Below are 17,111 nucleotides of genomic sequence, written 5' to 3' on the forward strand. Positions count from 1 at the left end.
CATGTCTTATGTCCGCAATGCATGGCAATGCAGGGCTCGGTGCGGCTTTCTGGGGCTGTGTCAGTCGGGCGGGACCATGGTGTGATCGGCCTCCGCGTGATCAGTCTCCGGGTGGTCGGCTTCGAGACGGGTGGGAGGTACGTACTCGGGAAGCGTCACCCGGGCGATCGCCCCGCCGTCCGGGGCGGCGCCGAACACCAGCTCGGCGCCGATGGCCGCGGACTGCCCGACGGCGATGGTCAGCCCCAGCCCGTGTCCCTTGCCGCCGCTGCCGCTCTCCGTACGGAACCGCTGCGGCCCGTGCTCCAGCAGGTACGACGGATAGCCCGCGCCGTGATCGCGTACGGTCACGGTCGGGCCGTCCACGGTCAGCACCACCGGGGGCCGGCCGTGCTTGTGGGCGTTGGCGACGAGGTTGCCGAGGACCCGCTCCAGCCGCCGCCGGTCGGTCTCCACGGAGGCGTCCCTGACGACCCGCAGGTCCGTCGTCACGTCCATCGCGGTGTTCGACGCGCGCACCACCCCCTCGGCCAGCGGCGCCAGCGCGTGGACCGCCAGATCGACCGTCTCCGTACGGGCGTCGAGACGCGAGATCTCCAGCAGGTCCTCGGTCAGCGTCCGCATCGTCCGTACCCGCTCCCGGACCATCTCGGCCGGCCGGCCCTCGGGCAGCAGCTCCGCCGCCGCGGTGAGACCGGTCAGCGGGGTGCGCAGTTCATGGGCCACATCGGCGGTGAAACGCTGCTCGCTCAGCAGTTTCCCCTGGAGCGTGGAGGCCATGGTGTCCAGGGCGCCGGAGACCGTGGCCACCTCGTCCTGCGGCCGTGAAGGGCCCTTCGTACGGGGGTCGTTGACGCGTGCGTCGAGGTCGCCCGCGCTGATCCGGCGGGCCACCTGCGCGGTCAGATGCAGCCGGCGCGTGACACGGGTGACGGCGAACGCGCCGACGAGGAGGGTGGCGCCGATGGCGAGTGCGGAGGAGCCGAGGATCGACCGGTCCAGGTTGGTGATGGTGGCCTGGCTGAGCGTGTAGTCGACCCGGACGGCCAGCACTCTGCCGTCGGCGGGCCCGGCCGCCCACATGGTGGGCCGGCCCTGGAAGCCGGCGACCATCGTGCCGCGCCGTCCGTTCAGGGCGAGCGCGCGCAGCGATTCCGGCAGGCCGCGCGTGTCCAGACCGGAGAACCGGGGGAGCGGCTGGCCCGCCTCGTAGAGCCCGGCGACGTTGTCCAGCCGGGACAGGGCCTTCTCGCGCGCGGAGTCGACGGTCTGACGGGTCACCGAGACATGCACGAGCACGCCGAGGAGGGCGGCGAGGGCGCAGCACATCACCGTGATGAAGACGGCGGCCTTCCAGGTGAGGGTGGCGGTCCAGGAGGGCAGCCGGGGCCGGGTGGGCGGCCGGGACCTCATGAGGCGCCCACTCGTGGGGTGACCGCTGTTGGTGTGGTGGGAGCGATCCTTCGGGGAGCGATTCCGGTGGGAGCCGTTCCGGCGGGGACGATCTCGTCCCGGGCGGGGAGCATCACGCCCTGCCGCGCGTCCCAGGACCAGGCCGTCCGGTACTCGTACCCGGGCATGCCCGCCGAGACCACCCGCAGGATCAGATCCCGGTCCGCCAGCTCGACGCCGACGACCTGGTCGGAGGTGGACATGATCCGGGTCAGGCCGCCGTCCTCGGCGGTGTAGCAGCGGACGGCCAACTGCTGGTCGGGCATTTCGACGCCCACGATCAGCTCGTCGCGGCCGTCACCGGTCAGATCGTGGTGGTACGCCCTGAGGACCGGGCACAGCGTGGGCTTCGCGGACCGGGGTCGGGACTCCAACCGGTCGCCGGGCGGCTTTCCGGGTTCCGGACCGGAGAGCTTCCAGGGGCCGTCCCCCACGCACTCGGCGAGCCGGGCGGCGGTCTGCTCGGGAAATCCGTCGGGGCCGTCGATGTCGTCCGGGTGGGCGCCGGCCTCCGCCCGGACGACGGTGACGGGACTCAGTGCGCCGAGGGCACCGGGCGTGACCACGATGCCGGGGACGCGTGCCGTGTCGCGCTCCCCGAAGTCGAGAGGCGGCGCGGAGGTGGTGGGGAGTCCGGGCCAGAGGCGTACCGGGCCGATGGCGGTCGGGGTGGGACCGGCGCTCTTGAGCCTGCCCTCGTCGCTGCACGCGGACAAGGAGAAGGACAGCGTGGCGGTGGCGGCCGCCAGTGCTGTGCCGACTGTGGCGCGGCGAGGGGACAAGGCGCTCCTGGAACGATCGGTCGTTCCATCACCTTATGGGGAGATAAGCCGTTTTCTCTGTCTTGTGGACCGCGAGGCTCAGCGCTGGTACGGGTTCTGCTGCTGTCCGTTGCCCTGCCCGTAACCGGGTCCGTTGCCCTGGCCCTGTCCGTTCCCCGGCCCGTACTGCTGTCCGGCGCTCTGTCCGGAGTTCTGGGCGAGCAGCTGGTCGGCCTGGTCCTTGGCCAGTTGCTGCTCCGACCCGCAGAAGGTGCACTGTGTCGCGTACTTGGTGGAGAACGGGAAGAGCGGCACGAAGAACAGGGTGAACTTGGTGACGCGCTTCTTGAGGGTGTGTGCCGACGGGTTGCCGCACTGGCCGCAGATCAGCGTCAGTATCGCCAGTTGGTAGAGATAGCCCTTGGTGCCGAAGATGATCATGTGCCGGGTTCCTTCCGTGAGCGGGGCCCTGGGAGGGCGGTGAGTGCTGGTGAGAGTGTGCCGCACGGGGATGACGGGAGGGCGGGCCGGACGGGAATCCCGCCTTGTCGCCGAGCCGTCCTGCGCTTGGACCGACCGGCGATTGGGGGGCGCCGGCTCAGGGCAGCGCCCCGGCGCTGTCGGGATCGAGGAGCGGGCCGAGGAGATCTCCGTACCGTTCCAGTCGGCCCGCGATGTCGTCAAGGCGGAAAACCAGCTGCTCGGCGGCCGTACAGCTCTCGATCTCGTCCCAGGTCACGGGCGTGGAGACGGTCGGCTCGGCCCTGGCCCGCAGGGTGTAGGGCGCCGCCGTCGTCTTCGCGGCGGCGTTCTGGCTGTGGTCGACGAAGACCTTCCCCGGCCGCAGTGAACGGCGCATCCGGTGCACCACCAGTTCCGGCAGCGCCGCCTCGGCCTCGACGGCCAGGCCCTTCGCGTACGCGGAGACCTCGGCGCAGTCGGCGGTCACCAGCGGTACGAGGACGTGCAGGCCCTTGGAGCCGGAGGTCTTCACGTACGCGTCGAGACCGTCCGAGCCGAGTCGTTCCCGCAGCCAGAGCGCCACGCGGCAGCACTCCACGGCGGTCGCCGGCGCCCCGGGGTCCAGATCGAAGACGAGCCGGTCGGCGCGGTCCGGCGTCCGGGCCCGCCACTGGTGCGTATGGAACTCCACGACCAGGTTCGCCGCCCACATCAGTGCCGCCAGCTCCTCCACCACCACCTGCTCGCCGGTGTCGGCGGTCTTTCTGGGCACCTCGGCGATCCGTACCCAGGAGGGGGTGCCGGGCGGCGGATTCTTCGTGAAGAAGCGCTGGCCGTCCGGGCCGTCCGGATAGCGCAGGAAGGAGACGGGACGGTCGGCGAGATGGGCCAGCAGGGGGCCCGCCGTCCGGGCGTAATAGTGCAGAACCTCGCCCTTGGTGGTGCCCGTGGCCGCGTAAAGGACCTTGTCCAGATTACTGAGCGCCAAGCGCCGCCCCTCCACCACTGTGATCGGCGTCATACGATGAGAATCCCATAGATTCCACGGATATCGGATGAAAGGGATGAAACGTGCGATCCATCTGGAACGGCGCGATCTCCTTCGGGCTGGTCAGCATCCCGATCAAACTGGTGAACGCCACCGAGAACCACTCGATCTCCTTCCGGCAGATCCACAAGGAGGACGGCGGCCGCGTCCGCTACCGCAAGGTCTGCGAGCTGGACGACCAGGAGCTGACGGCGGCGGAGATCGGCAAGGCGTACGAGAGCGACGACGGGTCCATCATCCCGATCAGCGACGCGGACCTGGCCGGGCTGCCGCTGCCCACGGCGAAGACGATCGAGATCGTCGCGTTCGTCCCGGCGGACTCGATCGACCCGCTCCAGATGGACACGGCGTACTACCTCTCGGCGAGCGGCGTACCCGCGGCCAAGCCGTACACCCTGCTGCGTGAGGCGCTGAAGCGCAGCAAGAAGGTCGCCGTCGCCAAGTTCGCGCTACGGGGGCGGGAACGGCTCGGAATGCTGCGCGTGGTCGGCGACGTCATCGCCATGCACGGCCTGCTCTGGCCGGACGAGATCCGCGCCCCGGAGGGCGTCGCGCCGGAGGCCGACGTCACCGTACGGGACGCCGAACTCGACCTGGCGGACGCCCTGATGGACACGCTCGGCTCGGTCGACCTCGACTCGCTGCACGACGACTACCGGGAGGCCGTCGAGGAGATGATCGCCGCCAAGGCGGAGGGCGGACCGGCGCCGGAGCTGGCGCCGGCGGAGGCCGGGGGAGGGAAGGTCATCGACCTGATGGCGGCGCTGGAGAACAGCGTGCGCGCGGCGAAGGGGGCGCGCGGAGAGGAAGGCGCGGGGGGAGGGGAAGGGGGCGCGGAGGTGACGCATCTCCCGGAGAGGAAGCGGAAGCAGGCGGCGAAGAAGACGACGGCCAGGAAGAGCGCGGCGAAAACGGGCGCGGCGAAAACGGGCGCGGCGGAGAAGACGACGGCCAAGAAGGCCACCTCGGCGAAGAAGGCGGCCTCGGCGAAGAGCGCGGCTTCGACGAAGAAGGCCACCGCGACCAAGAAGACCGCGTCGTCGGGACGGAAGCGTGCGTCGGCCTGAGCTCAGGGGCGGACATTCGGATGGCGGGCCGCGCCGGCATTCGGGTGGCGGACCGCGCCCGACACTGCTGCGATACGCGAGCCCTAGGCCGGAAATACCTGTTCACAGCCACCCCGTCGAAGCTGGTAAGGTTTCCTTCGTCGCCAAGCAACACAGCGATACGCCCCCGTAGCTCAGGGGATAGAGCATCGGCCTCCGGAGCCGGGTGCGCAGGTTCGAATCCTGCCGGGGGCACCTTGCGAGAGGTGTCCGAAGACCCCGGCCTCAGCGGAAACGCTGAGGCCGGGGTCTTCTTTTTTGTATGCGGTTCTTTGTGTGCGGCCGGATGCGGTGCCGCCCCCCAATTGCCGGTCGGTCTTATCGGGAACGGCTCACGATCAGGTGGGTGAGGCCGTCCAGGATGCGCTGGAGCCCGAAGCTGAAGGCGTGTTCGGGGTTGTACGTGCCCTGGTGAGCTTCGCCTGCCGCACTTCCGACCCGGGCCGCGAGGGGGAACCGGGCGGGATCGAAGACCCTCGCCAGAAGTGGCGCGTTGGCGGCCCACCACTGTTCGTCGGACATGGCGCTGTCGCGGGCGGCGGCCTGGGTGTCCAGGTCGGCGCGGGCGACGGACTGGACGAAGCCGAGGAGGAAGGTGAGGGCCGCGTCCATCTCGACATCGTCGAGCCCGAGGCCGTCGAACGCGCCCAGTTCGTGTTCGTACTTGGTCATGAGTCCGGGGCCGAGCGGCGGGCGCGTGGTGGGCAGGGTCGCCACCCAATGGTGGCGCCTGCACAGGTCGCGGTTCTCGCGTGCGACGGCCTCCACCCTCGCGCGCCACGGGGCGGCTGTGTGATCGGTACGCGGCATCTGTAGATAGGCGGAGTCCAGCATGAGGGCGAGCAGTTCCGCCTTGCCCGGGACGTACGTGTAGAGCGTCATAGGCGTGACGCCCAACTGCTGGGCGACGCTGCGCATGGTCAGGGCGTCCAGCCCGCCGGCGTCGGCGAGTTCGATGGCGGCCTGGACGACAGCGTCAACCGACAAGCCCTGCTTGGGGCCGCGCCGGCGGTCGCTCTGCCCGGACTCGCGCCACAGCAGTTCCAGGGTGCGGGCCGGGTCGCCCGCACCGCTTCGGCCCTTGGTCATGCGCTCGCTCCATGTTCCACCGGGGGGCTTTGCCGTCGCCGCCCTCACTACTCTGTACGGTGTATAGAGTACAGCGTACAGAGATTGATCTCGAGCTTTCGGAGGAGCCCCATGAAGATCACTTCCACTGCCGTCTCCCTGACCGTCGACGACGTCCCCGCCTCTGCCGCGTTCCTGACCAGGCACTTCGGTTTCCAGGAGGCCATGGCCGCTGAAGGCTTCGCCTCTCTGGTCCGCGAGGACGCCGTCGACGTGATCTTTCTGAAGCGCGGCATCGAGGTCCTGCCCGAGGGAGTCAGGGACCAGCATGCCGCAGGCGTGATCATCGCTTTCACCGTGGCTGATCTGGATGCCGAATACGAGCGACTGCGGAGCGAAGGCGTCTCCATCACCATGCCGCTGCGCGAAGAGCCGTGGGGTGAGCGTCTCTTTCAGGTCACCGATCCGAACGGTGTGATTCTCCAGCTCGTCAGCTGGGTCTCACCCGACAGTCAGTGACGGCCTTTCCCGGGGCCTGGCCGGGGTCCGGGCCGGGGTCCTCGCCGGACGGGGCCAGGCCGCCGTCAGGTCGCGGAAGTTCGCGAGCATACGGTGGGCGAACTCCGTGTGTGCGGACTCGGGTTGGAACTGCACGGCCCACAGCGGACGTGTCCGGTGCCGGAGTCCCATCAGTACGCCGTCCTCGGCCCAGGCGGTGGCCGTCAGGTTCGGTGGCAGGGGCTCCTGTACGGACAGCGAGTGGTGGCGGACCGCGGTGAAGTTCTGCGGCAGTCCCCGGAACAGCTCGCGGCCGTCGTGCCTGATCATGGACAGATGGCCGTGCCGGGGCCGCGGCGATGCGGTCACCAGGGCCTGCTCGCCGATCGCGATGCCCTGATGCCCGAGGCACACCCCCAGTACGGGGATGCCGGAGCGCGCCAGGAGTGCGGTGCCGATGCCGAAGGCGCGCAGGGTGCCGGGGTGTCTCGGTTCCAGCCTTGGTCCCGAACCCGAACCCGGTCCCGGCCCTGGTCTCAGTGCCAGTCCCGATCTCAGTCCTCCCGGCCCCGGGGACACCACGACGTTGTCGAACAGTCGCAGGTCCAACTCGGCTCCGGCCGCGGCGCTGTTGAGTACCACGACCGGATCTTCGCCGTTGATCTCGGCTATCAGCCGGAACAGGTTGTGCGCGTACGAGTCGTCATGATGGATGAGCAGAGTTTTCACCCGGCCCACCTCCTTTTCGTCTTTCCGGCGCCTTACGGGTCAAGCGCGACCCGCCACCCCCCCCCAGCACGCCCATTCCCGTGACCAGAACTCCCTTTCCGCGGAGCAGGACGTCCTTGGATACGCGATTGCCGCACCACGTGTTCAAAGGGCGAGGGTCCGGCGGGACTCGCGTCGGGGGCTCGCGCCGAAGGTGGGCCGCCGGTGCCGACCGGCGTGTGGCCGCCGGTGCCTGGGCGGGCCGACGCGTGCTCACACGTGTCCACGTGTGTGTGCGTGTGGCGCGGGCAATGCGGACCCATATGCTCCGCGCCAATCTGGGGCCCCCAGAACCCCGGCTCCGCCCGCCTTTTCCCCTCGTCGGCCCAATGCCGCCTAGGCTCCGGCTCTCCGCAGTCCGCGCCCGCCGCCGAGATGCCAGCCGCCGGATTCGGACAATCGGCGTCCGCGTTCTACTCCCCGTCAGACCGGTGTGTTCAAATGCTGAAGCGGCACATGGAGACGGAATATCCGTAAATGTCCCGTAGTTGCGATGATCCACACTGCGGAGGTAAGTGGATGATGGAGAGACAAGTTTCCACAAGCGCATCATTTGGCTTGTCTCTCCGGCTCTTACGCAAGGAGCGCGGGTTATCCCTGGGTGACTTGGCTCGACTGGTCAATTACAGCAGTAGCCACCTGAGTCGGGTGGAGACAGGGAAGAAACGGGCTGCCGAGGGGCTGGCGCGGCGGTGCGACGAAGTCCTGGAGGCGGAGGGCGGCCTGCTCGATTTACTCGTACGACCACCGCGGCGACAGAAGGGGCGGACAAGTCCCGCTCAACTTCCCAGGAGCGTCGCCGACTTCACGGGACGCTCCGACGTACTGGCGGAATTGGACGCCACGCTCGCCGAGGTGGACCGCCAGCGCGACGGTCAAGCCGTCGTCACGGTGGTCGACGGGGCGGCGGGAGTGGGGAAGACGGCCACCGTTGTGTACTGGGGGCATCGCGTCCGGGCGAGTTTTCCCGACGGTGTGCTTTTCGCGGACCTTCAGGGATTCGGCCCGGGGCAACGGTCCGCCAGTATTCAGGAGGTGTTGCGGAGTTTCCTGACGGCTCTGGGAGCCCCGTCCGATTCTCTGTCGATGGAGTTACAGCATCTGGCCGCCAGTTATCGCAGCATGTTGATGGGAAAACGGCTGCTGATCGTGCTCGACAACGCACTCAGTGCCGAACAGGTCCGCCCGTTGCTGCCGGCTTCTTCCGGATGCATGACGGTGATCACCAGCCGGAGCCGCCTCGCCGGACTGGTCGCCCGGGACGGCGCGTACCGCGTCACCGTGCCGCTTCTGACCGAGGCCGAATACGACGGGCTGCTGGCCCGGCTCGCCGGCGCGGCGCTGCCCGGGAAGGTGAACGCGATATGCGAGTACCGCTATCTGCCCCTGACCGTTCGTATCGCCGTGGAACGGATGGAGACGGTCGGCGGCATCGAAATGTATGAGCGATGCGACCCGGACGCGTTGCTCCGGTATCTGTGCGCGATCGATGACGAGACCAGCAATCTGTATACCGTCCTTTCCTGGTCCTATCGCTCCCTCCGCCCGGAAGCCGCCCGGGGGTTGAGGGTGCTCGGATCGAGATCCGGCAGTACCGTCACCGTCTCGGAGGCGGCGAAAATCCTGGGGACCGATGCCGTGAATGCCCAGAAGGTGCTCGACTCGCTGACGGACATCCACCTGTTGGAACACGTCTCGCGCAACGAATACCACTTCGAGGGAGTGGTGAAGGCTTTCGCCCGTGAGTGCGCTCGGCGGGAGGGTTATCTCGCCGTGCGGGCGGGATAGGGCCCGGGAGCCGAGCCCGGGGCCGCGGGCCTCATGATCCGGGACTCGGGAGCCGGGAGCCGGGCCCGGGACCCGGGAACCCCACGCTCACCGAGAGGCCGTCCTTCGGTGCCGTGTCCGCCGTATCTCGGTACGCCGTCGCCCCGGCCACGGTCATGGCCGTGATGTGCCTGCGACGGAGCCGAACACACCATGGCCTCAGCCAGTTCGGCGACTACCCAGCAGGAGGGTTTTACATGACTTTTCGGATCAGCAAGGAGTTCCACTTCTCAGCCAGCCACCAGCTGGACGACCTGCCCGACGGCCACCCGTGCGGCCGGATGCACGGCCACAACTACGTGGTGGAGCTTGAACTCTCGGCGCCCACCGACGGGTTGGACAAGACCGGCTTCGTACGCGACTACGGCGAGCTCAAGTCGTTCAGCCAGTGGCTGGACACCGAGGTCGATCACCGGCACCTCAACGATGTGCTGACCGACCGCAATCCGTCGGCCGAGAACCTGTCGCAGTGGCTGTACGAACGGTGGCTGCCGCAGTTCCCCGAGCTGAGCTCGGTCCGGGTCTCCGAGACGGCCAAGACATGGGCGGAGTTCCGGCCGTGACGCGCAGCCCCACCCCGGGGAAGCCGGACACCCTCGGGGCGGAAAGCCGGGGAGGTGATGCCGTGGTGGGTCCGAAGCTCGTCGTGAACGAGATCTTCGGCCCCACTTGAAGGCCGTACAGGGAGAAGGACCGTCCGCCGGCCGGCAGTGCGCCTTCGTCCGGCTGGGCGGCTGCAACCTGTCGTGCCGCTGGTGCGACACGCCGTACACCTGGGACTGGACCGGCGTGGGCGACAGTGGAGTCGCCCATGACCCCCGCCGTGAACTGACCCCGATGCCCTGGACCGAGGTACGGGACCGGCTCCTCGGCTACGGCGTGCCGCTGATCGTGATCTCCGGTGGCGAACCCCTCAGCCAGCAGCGCCGGTTGCTGCCCCTGCTGCGCGCCCTGAAGGCGGCCGGAAAGGCCGTCGAGATCGAGACGAACGGCACCGTGGTCCCCCAGGCCGAGGTGATCGAGCTGGGTGTGCGGTTCAACGTCTCGCCCAAACTGGCTCATTCGGGCGACCCGGAGTCGCGCCGACTGGTGCCGGAGGCGCTGAGCGCGTTCGCGGCGGTACCGGAAACCGCCTTCAAGTTCGTCTGCCGGGATACGGGCGACCTGGACGAAGTGGCGTCCGTCGTCGACCGGTACGGGACGAACCCCGTATGGATCATGCCCGAGGGGCAGCTCCCGTCGGAGGTGGCCGGGCATCTGGCCGCCCTCGGGGACGAGGTCGTGTCCCGCGGCTGGAATCTGACTACCCGACTGCATGTCGCCGTGTGGGGCGACAGGAGAGGTGTGTGAGCACCGTGAGCGGAACAACGGATCTGGAGCCGGCTGTCACCGACGAGGGCCGGGAGGCGGCCGATCCCCTGGAGGACATCGCGCGCAAGCTGCTCATCGAGATCGGTGAGGACCCGGACCGCGACGGGCTCAAGGAGACCCCGGCGCGCTTCGCCCGCTGGTGGAGGGAGTTCTCCAGCTACGAGGCGGGGAACGTGGACACGATGTTCCCGCTCCGGACGCAGGGGCAGATCGTCCTGATCCAGGACATCAAGGTGTGGTCGCTCTGCGAACACCACCTGCTCCCGTTCTCCTGCTCGGTCACCATCGCCTACCGGCCGCACGGCGATGTGCTCGGGCTGTCCAAATTCGCCCGGATCACCCAGCGCCACGCCCACCGGCTCCAGGTGCAGGAGCGGCTGGTGCGGGACATCGCGGACGAGATCACCAAGGTGACCGGCTCCAGCGATGTCGCCGTCATCGCCACGGGCGAGCACCTGTGCATGAGCATGCGCGGCATCCGCACACCGGCGGCGATGACGTCCTCGGTCTTCTCGGGGATCTTCGAGGAGTACGGGCCGGCCCGCCAGGAACTCGTGGCGACGGTCTTCCAGTCCCGTAAATGACACGAGTCCCGCACATCGCACCTGACTCGCGAACCACACCATTTCCGCAGATGACACCAGTTCCGTACATGGCAGTGGTGCGACGGCTCGGCGGCGCGGCAGCGGGACGGTCCGGCGGTACGGCGACGCGGCGTCATGCCGACGTCGCCGTACCGCCGGGCGTCCGGCCGCGACGCGGCCGTCCACGATCGGAGGAGGAGTACGCACGTGACAGTTCGTGAAATCCGCACCGGGCTGAGCCTGGAAGATGTGCTGCTGGTGCCCCGGCGCACCTCGGTGGTGAGCCGTTCGGCGACCGACATCAGCACCGAGCTGACGGCCGGCATCCCGTTGCGGGTCCCGGTTCTCTCCGCCAACACCCCCTGGTGCACCGGGCAGCGGATGGCGGTCGCGATGGCCCTGTTCGGCGGCCTCGGCATCGTCCACCGGATGCAGATGGCCGGGGCCCAGGCGGCCGAGGTCGCCGCCGTCAAGGCCTCGCCCGTACCGGACGACGCGGCCGACGCCACGGTCGACGGGCGGGGGCGGCTGCGGGTCGGTGCCGCCGTCGGTGTGACCGACGACTATCTGGAGCGGGCGGCCCAGCTGGTCGAGGCGGGCGCCGACGTACTGGTCACCGATGTGGCGCACGGCCACGCGGACTACGTACTCGAAGCCGTCGAGAAGCTGAAGGCCCGCTTCCCCGAGACCGCCGTGATCGCCGGGAACGTGGCCACCGCCGCCGGCACCCGGGACCTGATCGACGCGGGCGCCGACGCCGTCAAGGTGGGCATCGGCCCCGGCGGCATCTGCACCACCCGGATCGTCGCGGGCAGCGGGGTGCCCCAGCTGACCGCCGTGCTCGACTGCGCGGAGGAAGCCTCCCGTACGGGCATCCCGGTGATCGCGGACGGTGGCATCAAGGCGCCGGGCGATGTGGTCAAGGCCCTTGCGGCGGGCGGGCATTCGGTGATGCTCGGCAGCGCCCTGGCCGGCGCAGAGGAGAGCGAGGCCCGCCTGGTGGAACGCGACGGGAAGCGCTTCAAGGTCAGCACCGGTTTCGTCACCTTCGGCATGAAGCTCACCCTCAAGCGGGCGCGCGGCGAGTCGGTCAGCCGCGAGGAGCTGGAGGAGTACACCCCCGAGGGCGTCGAGGCCACCTGGGCGCACTCCGGCTCGGCGGCCTCCACCCTGCGGCCGTTCATCGGCGGCCTGCGGTCGGGCATGAGCTACTCCGGCGCGCACACCCTGGCCGAGCTGCGGGAGAAGGCGGAGTTCATCCGCGTCACGCCCGCCGGGCTCTCCGAGAACCGCCCGCACGCGCTGGAGCGTACGCAGCAGGTCGCCCTGGACTACTCCGTGGAGGCCACCGAATGACACGTCCTGAGACGACACGTCCTGAGACAGGCCCGGAGAAGGGCCCGGTGACCGCGCCGCCGAGTTCACAGTCGAGCCCTTGGGTCAACGGGCGGTACGGCAGCGAGCGGATGCGCCACCTCCTCGGCGACCTCAACCGCTACCAGCTCTTCGTACGCGTGGAGGGCGCGCTGGCCGCCGTACAGGGCCGGCTCGGGGTGATTCCCGCCGAGGCGGCCGAGGTGATCGGCGAACGGGCCCGCGAGCACGTGTGCGACCTGGACCGCATCGCCGCCATCGAAGCGGTGAGCAGGCATGAACTCTACGCGGTGGTACAGGAGTTCGCGGAGAGCTGCGCCCCGTACACCCGCTATGTGCACCACGGCGCGACCAGCAGCGATGTGATCGACACGGCCCTGGCCCTGCAACTGGACGACGCCATCGGCCTGCTCGGCGAACGGCTCGGCGCGCTGATGGCCGCGCTCCAGAAGCAGATCGAGAAGGAGGGGCGGCAGGTGATGATCGGCCGTACCCACGGCCAGCACGCCCAGCCCGTCACGCTCGGCTTCAAACTCGCCGTCATCCTCGACCAGTTGACGCGCTGCCTGGAACGACTCGAACAGCTCCGTGGACGCGCCGTCATGGGCAAGATGGCCGGTGCCGTCGGCTCGCTGGGCGGTCTGGGGCCGCAGGGGGCGCGCGTCCAGAGCGAGGTCCTGGCCCGGCTGGACCTGCCGGAACCCCAGATCTGCGCCCAGGCCGTGGCGCGGGACCGGATGGCGGAGTTCGTCTGCTGGACGGCGCTCACCGCCGCCTGCCTGGAGAACCTGGCGACCGAGATCCGCAATCTCCAGAGAACCGAGATCGGAGAGCTCGCGGAGTCCTTCGCCGAGGGCGACCAGATCGGCAGCTCCGCGATGCCGCACAAGCGCAACCCGGTGCGCAGCGAACGGATCTGCAGCCTGGCGCGGCTGGTCCGGTCGCTGGTCGGACCGGCCCTGGAGAACGTGGTGACCTGGCACGAGCGGGACCTGGCGAACTCCGCCAACGAGCGCTTCACCCTGCCCGAGGCCTGCGTCCTGCTGGACGAGATGCTCATCACCGCGACCGCCGTGATGGAGGACCTGCGGGTCTATCCGCAGCGGATGCGGGAGAACCTCGACCGGTCCCGCCACAGCCATCTCAGCGAGGCGGTCATGCTGGCGATGATCGACCGCGGTACGGACCGGCTCGACGCCTACCGGATCCTGCAGCGCGCCAGCGCGGTCGCCGCCCGGGACGAGCGCGACCTGGTGGAGGTGCTGGCGGACGACGAGCGGGTCACCGCCGCCCTGCCCCGGCACGAACTCATGGCCCTCGCCGAGGCCGCCGCGGACATCGGCTTCTGCGAGGAGCTGACGGAAGAGACCGTACGACGGTCCGAGGAGGCGCTCGAAGAGGCGTCGCAAGGAGGCCTGACATGCCTGGCACGGTGATCGTCGGCGGCCAGTGGGGTGACGAGGCCAAGGGGAAGATCTCCAGCTATCTGGCGGTACGGGACGAGCCCGCGGTGGCCGTCCGGGCCGGCCTGGGTCCGGGCGCCGGACACACGGTCGTGCACGACGGACGCACCCTGAAACTGCGGCAGTTGCCCAGCGCGGTGATCCATCCGGGCACCCGGCTGCTGCTGGGCGCCGGGGTGCTCGTACGGCCCGAGGTGCTGATCGAGGAGATCGAGGGACTCGACGCGCGGGGGCGGGTCGGCGTGGACTTCCGCGCCACCGTCATCGATCCCGGGCATGTGAGCGCGGAAGCCGCCGACCAGGTCCTGCGCGATCGCGTACGCAGTACGGGCAGCGGGCACGGCCCGGCACTCGCCGCGCGGGCCATGCGCTCGGCCCGCAGAGCCGAGGACGTCCCGGAGCTGGCCCCCTACCTGACCGACACCGTGAAGGAGGTGAACGACGCGGTCGACGCGGACGAGCGGATCCATGTCGAGGGCACCAACGGCTTCGGCCTGTCGGTGCTGTACGGCAGCTACCCGTACACCGTCGGGAAGGACAGCACGGCGAGCACGGCGGCCGCGGACGCGGGGCTGGGGCCGCTGGCGATCGACGAGGTGGTGCTGGTCTTCCGGGCCTATCCGACCCGCGTCGGCGCGGGCCCGTTCCCCACGGAGATGGAGGACCGGGAGGCGGAGCGGCTGGGGATCGTGGAGTACGGCACGGTGACGGGACGGCGCCGCCGTAGCGGCACGTTCGACCTGGACCAGGCGCGGGAGGCGGTACGGGTCAACCGGCCCTCGCGGGTGGCGCTCACCTTCCTCGACCATGTGGACGCGGCCGGACTCGGTGTGCGCACGGACGCGTTGCCCGAGGCGGCGGCGGCGTTCGTGGCGATGGTCGAGGAGGGTCTCGGCCTTCCGGTGGACCTGATCGGTACCGGCCCGGACACCGCCGACGTCATCGACCGGTGGAACGGCCGGCCGCCCGCCGGCACCGGCCGGAATGTGCCGATCGGCGTCGGCGGCCGGGGTGGCCTGGGTACTGTGGGAGGCGACCGATGAAGCCCGCACCGGTATGGCGCCGGGACCGACTGCTGACCATCAGCTGGGAGGCCATGGGCCGGATGCTCAGCACTCTGGCGAAGGACATCGAGGCGAGCGGCTACGCGCCAACAGTGGTGGCGGGCATAGCGCGTGGCGGACTGCCACCCGCCATCGCCCTGTCGAATCTGCTGGCCGTCGAGGACTTCCGTATCCTCGGCATCCCCCGCAACACCTCCAACTCCCGTTACAGCGAACGGGGTGAGGCGGTACTGGACTACGTGGTGCCGGACCGGCCGCTGACCGGGGCCCGGGTGCTGCTGGTCGACGACATCATGGGAGACGGCGGGACCATGGCCCTGGCGGTGAGCACCGCGCTCTCGCTCGGCGCGGCCGAGGTCCGTACGGCTGTCGTGGTACGGAACCTGGGGGCGGCGAACGCGGCCGACTACACGGCGGCCGAGGTGGACGACTGGACGGTGTTCCCCTGGGAGGCACCGCCCGCGGTCGGCGAGAACGCCGTACCGCTGCCGGGGTCGGAGTGACGGGCGGGGGCGGCGGGACCGCCCCGGGTGGTGTGCCGCGGACCGGGTCCGGGATCTCCCGGTCCGGGGCAGGGACCACCGTCGTACTGGACCGGGACGGCACGCTCCTGGACTTCTACGAGATGTTCCACCGCTTCGTCCTGGATCTGCACGAGCAGCAGAGCGCCACACCGCCGCCCCGCGAGGAGATCCTCGGCTTCGCCTACTGGTCCGCGATCACCAGCGGGAAGCTGCGCATCGGCTCCGTACGGGTGCTGGACCGGGTGGACGAGGTCGCGCGCCGGTACATGCCGCACGGGAAGCTGTATCCGGGCGTGGTCGAGATGCTGACCGCGCTGTCCGGGGCGGGCGTACGGCTCGCGCTGGTCAGCTCCTGGGTCGGCACCGAACCCACCGTCTCGCTGCTCGAACGCTACGAGGTACGGGACTGCTTCGGGCCGGTGCTCACCCGCGACGACCTGGTCGCCCGGGGCGAGGGGGCCAGCGACGCAGACACCAAGGTCGAGCTGGCACGGCGCGCGCTGGACGAGGTCGGCCACGAGCCCGGCCACCGGCTCTATGTCATAGGTGACACCTCCTCCGACATCGCGCTGGGCCGCCGGCTCGGCGCGGTGGTCGTAGGGGTGCGTACGGGCAACGGAGGAACGATGGCGGCGCAGGGAACGCCCGACGGGCCGGATGTGCTGCTGTCGTCGGCCGCCGAGCTGGACACGCTGGTGCTCGGAAGCCAGTAACCAGTCGCCTCGCATACGACAACGACGGGCCGGGCTCCCCTTCCAGGAGGAGAGCCCGGCCCGTGGTCGTCGGTTCCGTGGTCGTCGGTCGCGGCGGGGGCGCGCGGCATGTGGTGCGGCACATGGCGCGGCCGGCCGGCTCGTGCCGCGGAACGGAGAACTCGGTCGGCGCGACGGCGAACCCGTGTCGCGGAACCGTGAACTCCCTTTACCGGGCGCGACTTGGTCTACGGAACGGCGAACTCGGTCACGTCGTCGAGGTAGTCGGTCGGGTCGGGCACCCCGGCGTTCCTGAAGGCCTCCCGGCGTTCGTAGCACGTTCCGCAGGTCCCGCAGTGCCGGTCGCCGCCCTTGTAGCAGGACCAGCTGACCTCCAGCGGGGCGCCGAGGCGCGTCCCGTGCGTGGCGATGTCGGCCTTGGACCAGGTGATGAACGGCGCCTCCACCCGGGGGGTGGCGAACCCTTCGTTGGCCACCGTGACCAGCTCGCGCAGCGCGCTGATGAACGGGGGCCGGCAGTCGGGATAGATGAAGTGGTCGCCCGCGTGCATGCCGAGCGCCACGATCGCGGCACGGTGGGCCACTCCGACCGAGACCGCGACGTTCGCCAGCACCGCGTTGCGGTTCGGTACGACGGTGGCGCGCATGGACTGCTCCGCGTAGTGCCCGTCGGGCACCTCGACCTCATCGTTCGTCAGCGCGGAGCCGTGCAGCAGCGAGCCGAAACCGCGCAGGTCGACCACGTGGTGCTGGGCTTCGTAGTGGGCCGCGATGGCCCGCGCGGAATCGATCTCGCGGTGGTGACGCTGCCCGTAGTCGATGGTGACGGCGATCAGTTTGTGGCGCAGGGCCGCGTAGTGCGCCATGAGCGTTGTGGAGTCCATGCCTCCGGACAGCACCACCACTGCCGTGAACGGATCGGGAAGCTTGTCGTCCTGGTCCATCGGGAACCTCCGGATGGGGAGTAGGGGAGCGCGGACAACGGCCGAGCGGGGAACGGCCGATCGGCCGAGCGCATGAGGTCATCG

General features: G+C 69.7%; 17 protein-coding genes, 1 tRNA gene and 2 pseudogenes. 13 read left to right on the forward strand and 7 right to left on the reverse strand.

The window, feature by feature from the left end; all coding sequences use genetic code 11:
- Positions 1-60: 60 nt before the first annotated feature.
- The 4 genes from ACIQD6_RS03990 to ligD form a co-directional block, all read right to left on the reverse strand.
- Entirely contained in the window at positions 61-1,413 is a 1,353-nt protein-coding gene (locus ACIQD6_RS03990; RefSeq protein ID WP_401877673.1) for an ATP-binding protein, read from the reverse strand.
- Positions 1,410-2,234, reverse strand: a complete 825-nt coding sequence (locus tag ACIQD6_RS03995; protein WP_401877675.1) for a hypothetical protein — start codon at positions 2,232-2,234, stop codon at positions 1,410-1,412. The genes ACIQD6_RS03990 and ACIQD6_RS03995 overlap by 4 nt, the downstream gene beginning before the upstream one ends.
- Before the next feature lie 78 nt (positions 2,235-2,312).
- A complete protein-coding gene (locus tag ACIQD6_RS04000; protein ID WP_401877677.1) occupies positions 2,313-2,654 on the reverse strand; it encodes a zinc-ribbon domain-containing protein in 342 nt (113 codons plus the stop codon).
- Between the two features lie 157 nt (positions 2,655-2,811).
- Positions 2,812-3,696, reverse strand: a complete 885-nt coding sequence (gene ligD, locus ACIQD6_RS04005) for a non-homologous end-joining DNA ligase (protein WP_401877679.1) — start codon at positions 3,694-3,696, stop codon at positions 2,812-2,814.
- 50 nt (positions 3,697-3,746) lie between these two features.
- Here ligD and ACIQD6_RS04010 point away from each other — a divergent pair, with 50 nt between their 5' ends.
- A complete protein-coding gene (locus ACIQD6_RS04010) occupies positions 3,747-4,790 on the forward strand; it encodes a Ku protein (RefSeq protein ID WP_401877681.1) in 1,044 nt (347 codons plus the stop codon).
- A 162-nt stretch (positions 4,791-4,952) separates the two neighbouring features.
- Positions 4,953-5,024: transfer RNA gene (locus ACIQD6_RS04015), tRNA-Arg, on the forward strand.
- Between the two features lie 123 nt (positions 5,025-5,147).
- Here the strand turns inward: ACIQD6_RS04015 and ACIQD6_RS04020 are convergent.
- Complete coding sequence (locus tag ACIQD6_RS04020; protein ID WP_401877683.1) at positions 5,148-5,918, reverse strand: TetR/AcrR family transcriptional regulator; 771 nt, start codon at positions 5,916-5,918, stop codon at positions 5,148-5,150.
- A gap of 111 nt (positions 5,919-6,029) precedes the next feature.
- Between ACIQD6_RS04020 and ACIQD6_RS04025 the strand changes: the two genes are divergently transcribed.
- The gene (locus ACIQD6_RS04025) at positions 6,030-6,416 is read left to right on the forward strand and encodes a VOC family protein (RefSeq protein ID WP_401877685.1); all 387 of its coding nucleotides are present in this window, start codon (positions 6,030-6,032) and stop codon (positions 6,414-6,416) included.
- Positions 6,417-6,419: 3 nt separating this feature from the next.
- On the opposite strand, the pseudogene ACIQD6_RS04030 reads toward ACIQD6_RS04025, so the two are convergent.
- Positions 6,420-7,124: pseudogene (locus tag ACIQD6_RS04030) on the reverse strand (anthranilate synthase component II); the annotation flags it as partial.
- A 561-nt stretch (positions 7,125-7,685) separates the two neighbouring features.
- Here ACIQD6_RS04030 and ACIQD6_RS04035 point away from each other — a divergent pair.
- The 10 genes and pseudogenes from ACIQD6_RS04035 to ACIQD6_RS04080 all read left to right on the forward strand — a co-directional run.
- Positions 7,686-7,889: pseudogene (locus ACIQD6_RS04035) on the forward strand (multiprotein-bridging factor 1 family protein); the annotation flags it as partial.
- 108 nt (positions 7,890-7,997) lie between these two features.
- A complete protein-coding gene (locus tag ACIQD6_RS04040) occupies positions 7,998-8,951 on the forward strand; it encodes an NB-ARC domain-containing protein (protein ID WP_401878174.1) in 954 nt (317 codons plus the stop codon).
- A 236-nt stretch (positions 8,952-9,187) separates the two neighbouring features.
- Positions 9,188-9,553 (forward strand): 6-pyruvoyl trahydropterin synthase family protein, encoded by a 366-nt coding sequence (locus ACIQD6_RS04045; protein WP_401877687.1) that lies wholly within the window; start codon positions 9,188-9,190, stop codon positions 9,551-9,553.
- 106 nt (positions 9,554-9,659) lie between these two features.
- Positions 9,660-10,340 (forward strand): 7-carboxy-7-deazaguanine synthase QueE, encoded by a 681-nt coding sequence (locus tag ACIQD6_RS04050; protein WP_401877689.1) that lies wholly within the window; start codon positions 9,660-9,662, stop codon positions 10,338-10,340.
- Positions 10,337-10,945 carry a GTP cyclohydrolase I gene (gene folE / locus ACIQD6_RS04055; protein ID WP_401877691.1) on the forward strand — a complete coding sequence of 203 codons (609 nt, stop codon included), beginning with the start codon at positions 10,337-10,339 and terminating at the stop codon, positions 10,943-10,945. Before ACIQD6_RS04050 ends, folE begins: the two co-directional genes overlap by 4 nt.
- A gap of 207 nt (positions 10,946-11,152) precedes the next feature.
- Positions 11,153-12,301, forward strand: a complete 1,149-nt coding sequence (locus ACIQD6_RS04060) for an IMP dehydrogenase (protein ID WP_401877693.1) — start codon at positions 11,153-11,155, stop codon at positions 12,299-12,301.
- Positions 12,298-13,755, forward strand: a complete 1,458-nt coding sequence (purB, locus tag ACIQD6_RS04065; protein WP_401877695.1) for an adenylosuccinate lyase — start codon at positions 12,298-12,300, stop codon at positions 13,753-13,755. Before ACIQD6_RS04060 ends, purB begins: the two co-directional genes overlap by 4 nt.
- Positions 13,740-14,825: an adenylosuccinate synthetase gene (locus ACIQD6_RS04070; protein ID WP_401877697.1), complete on the forward strand. Its 1,086-nt coding sequence runs from the start codon at positions 13,740-13,742 to the stop codon at positions 14,823-14,825. The genes purB and ACIQD6_RS04070 overlap by 16 nt, the downstream gene beginning before the upstream one ends.
- Positions 14,822-15,349, forward strand: coding sequence for a phosphoribosyltransferase (locus ACIQD6_RS04075; RefSeq protein WP_401877699.1), 528 nt, complete (start codon positions 14,822-14,824; stop codon positions 15,347-15,349). Before ACIQD6_RS04070 ends, ACIQD6_RS04075 begins: the two co-directional genes overlap by 4 nt.
- Before the next feature lie 32 nt (positions 15,350-15,381).
- A complete protein-coding gene (locus tag ACIQD6_RS04080; RefSeq protein ID WP_401877701.1) occupies positions 15,382-16,083 on the forward strand; it encodes an HAD family hydrolase in 702 nt (233 codons plus the stop codon).
- Positions 16,084-16,310: 227 nt separating this feature from the next.
- Here ACIQD6_RS04080 and queC read toward each other — a convergent pair whose 3' ends face one another.
- On the reverse strand, positions 16,311-17,027 hold the full coding sequence (queC, locus tag ACIQD6_RS04085) for a 7-cyano-7-deazaguanine synthase QueC (protein ID WP_401877703.1): 717 nt from the start codon (positions 17,025-17,027) through the stop codon (positions 16,311-16,313).
- Positions 17,028-17,111: the final 84 nt, after the last annotated feature.

The organism is Streptomyces sp. NPDC088400 (genome assembly GCF_044753355.1).
In the GTDB taxonomy this organism is placed as follows: Bacteria; Actinomycetota; Actinomycetes; order Streptomycetales; family Streptomycetaceae; genus Streptomyces.

Bases quoted from the DNA above. Each gene is read 5' to 3' on its own strand.
- ACIQD6_RS03990 (WP_401877673.1), bottom strand. From the start codon at position 1,413: ATGAGGTCCCGGCCGCCCACCCGGCCCCGGCTGCCCTCCTGGACCGCC.
- ACIQD6_RS04000 (WP_401877677.1), bottom strand. From the start codon at position 2,654: ATGATCATCTTCGGCACCAAGGGCTATCTCTACCAACTGGCGATACTG.
- ligD (WP_401877679.1), bottom strand. From the start codon at position 3,696: ATGACGCCGATCACAGTGGTGGAGGGGCGGCGCTTGGCGCTCAGTAAT.
- ACIQD6_RS04020 (WP_401877683.1), bottom strand. From the start codon at position 5,918: ATGACCAAGGGCCGAAGCGGTGCGGGCGACCCGGCCCGCACCCTGGAA.
- ACIQD6_RS04025 (WP_401877685.1), top strand. From the start codon at position 6,030: ATGAAGATCACTTCCACTGCCGTCTCCCTGACCGTCGACGACGTCCCC.
- ACIQD6_RS04045 (WP_401877687.1), top strand. From the start codon at position 9,188: ATGACTTTTCGGATCAGCAAGGAGTTCCACTTCTCAGCCAGCCACCAG.
- purB (WP_401877695.1), top strand. From the start codon at position 12,298: ATGACACGTCCTGAGACGACACGTCCTGAGACAGGCCCGGAGAAGGGC.
- ACIQD6_RS04070 (WP_401877697.1), top strand. From the start codon at position 13,740: ATGCCTGGCACGGTGATCGTCGGCGGCCAGTGGGGTGACGAGGCCAAG.
- ACIQD6_RS04075 (WP_401877699.1), top strand. From the start codon at position 14,822: ATGAAGCCCGCACCGGTATGGCGCCGGGACCGACTGCTGACCATCAGC.
- queC (WP_401877703.1), bottom strand. From the start codon at position 17,027: ATGGACCAGGACGACAAGCTTCCCGATCCGTTCACGGCAGTGGTGGTG.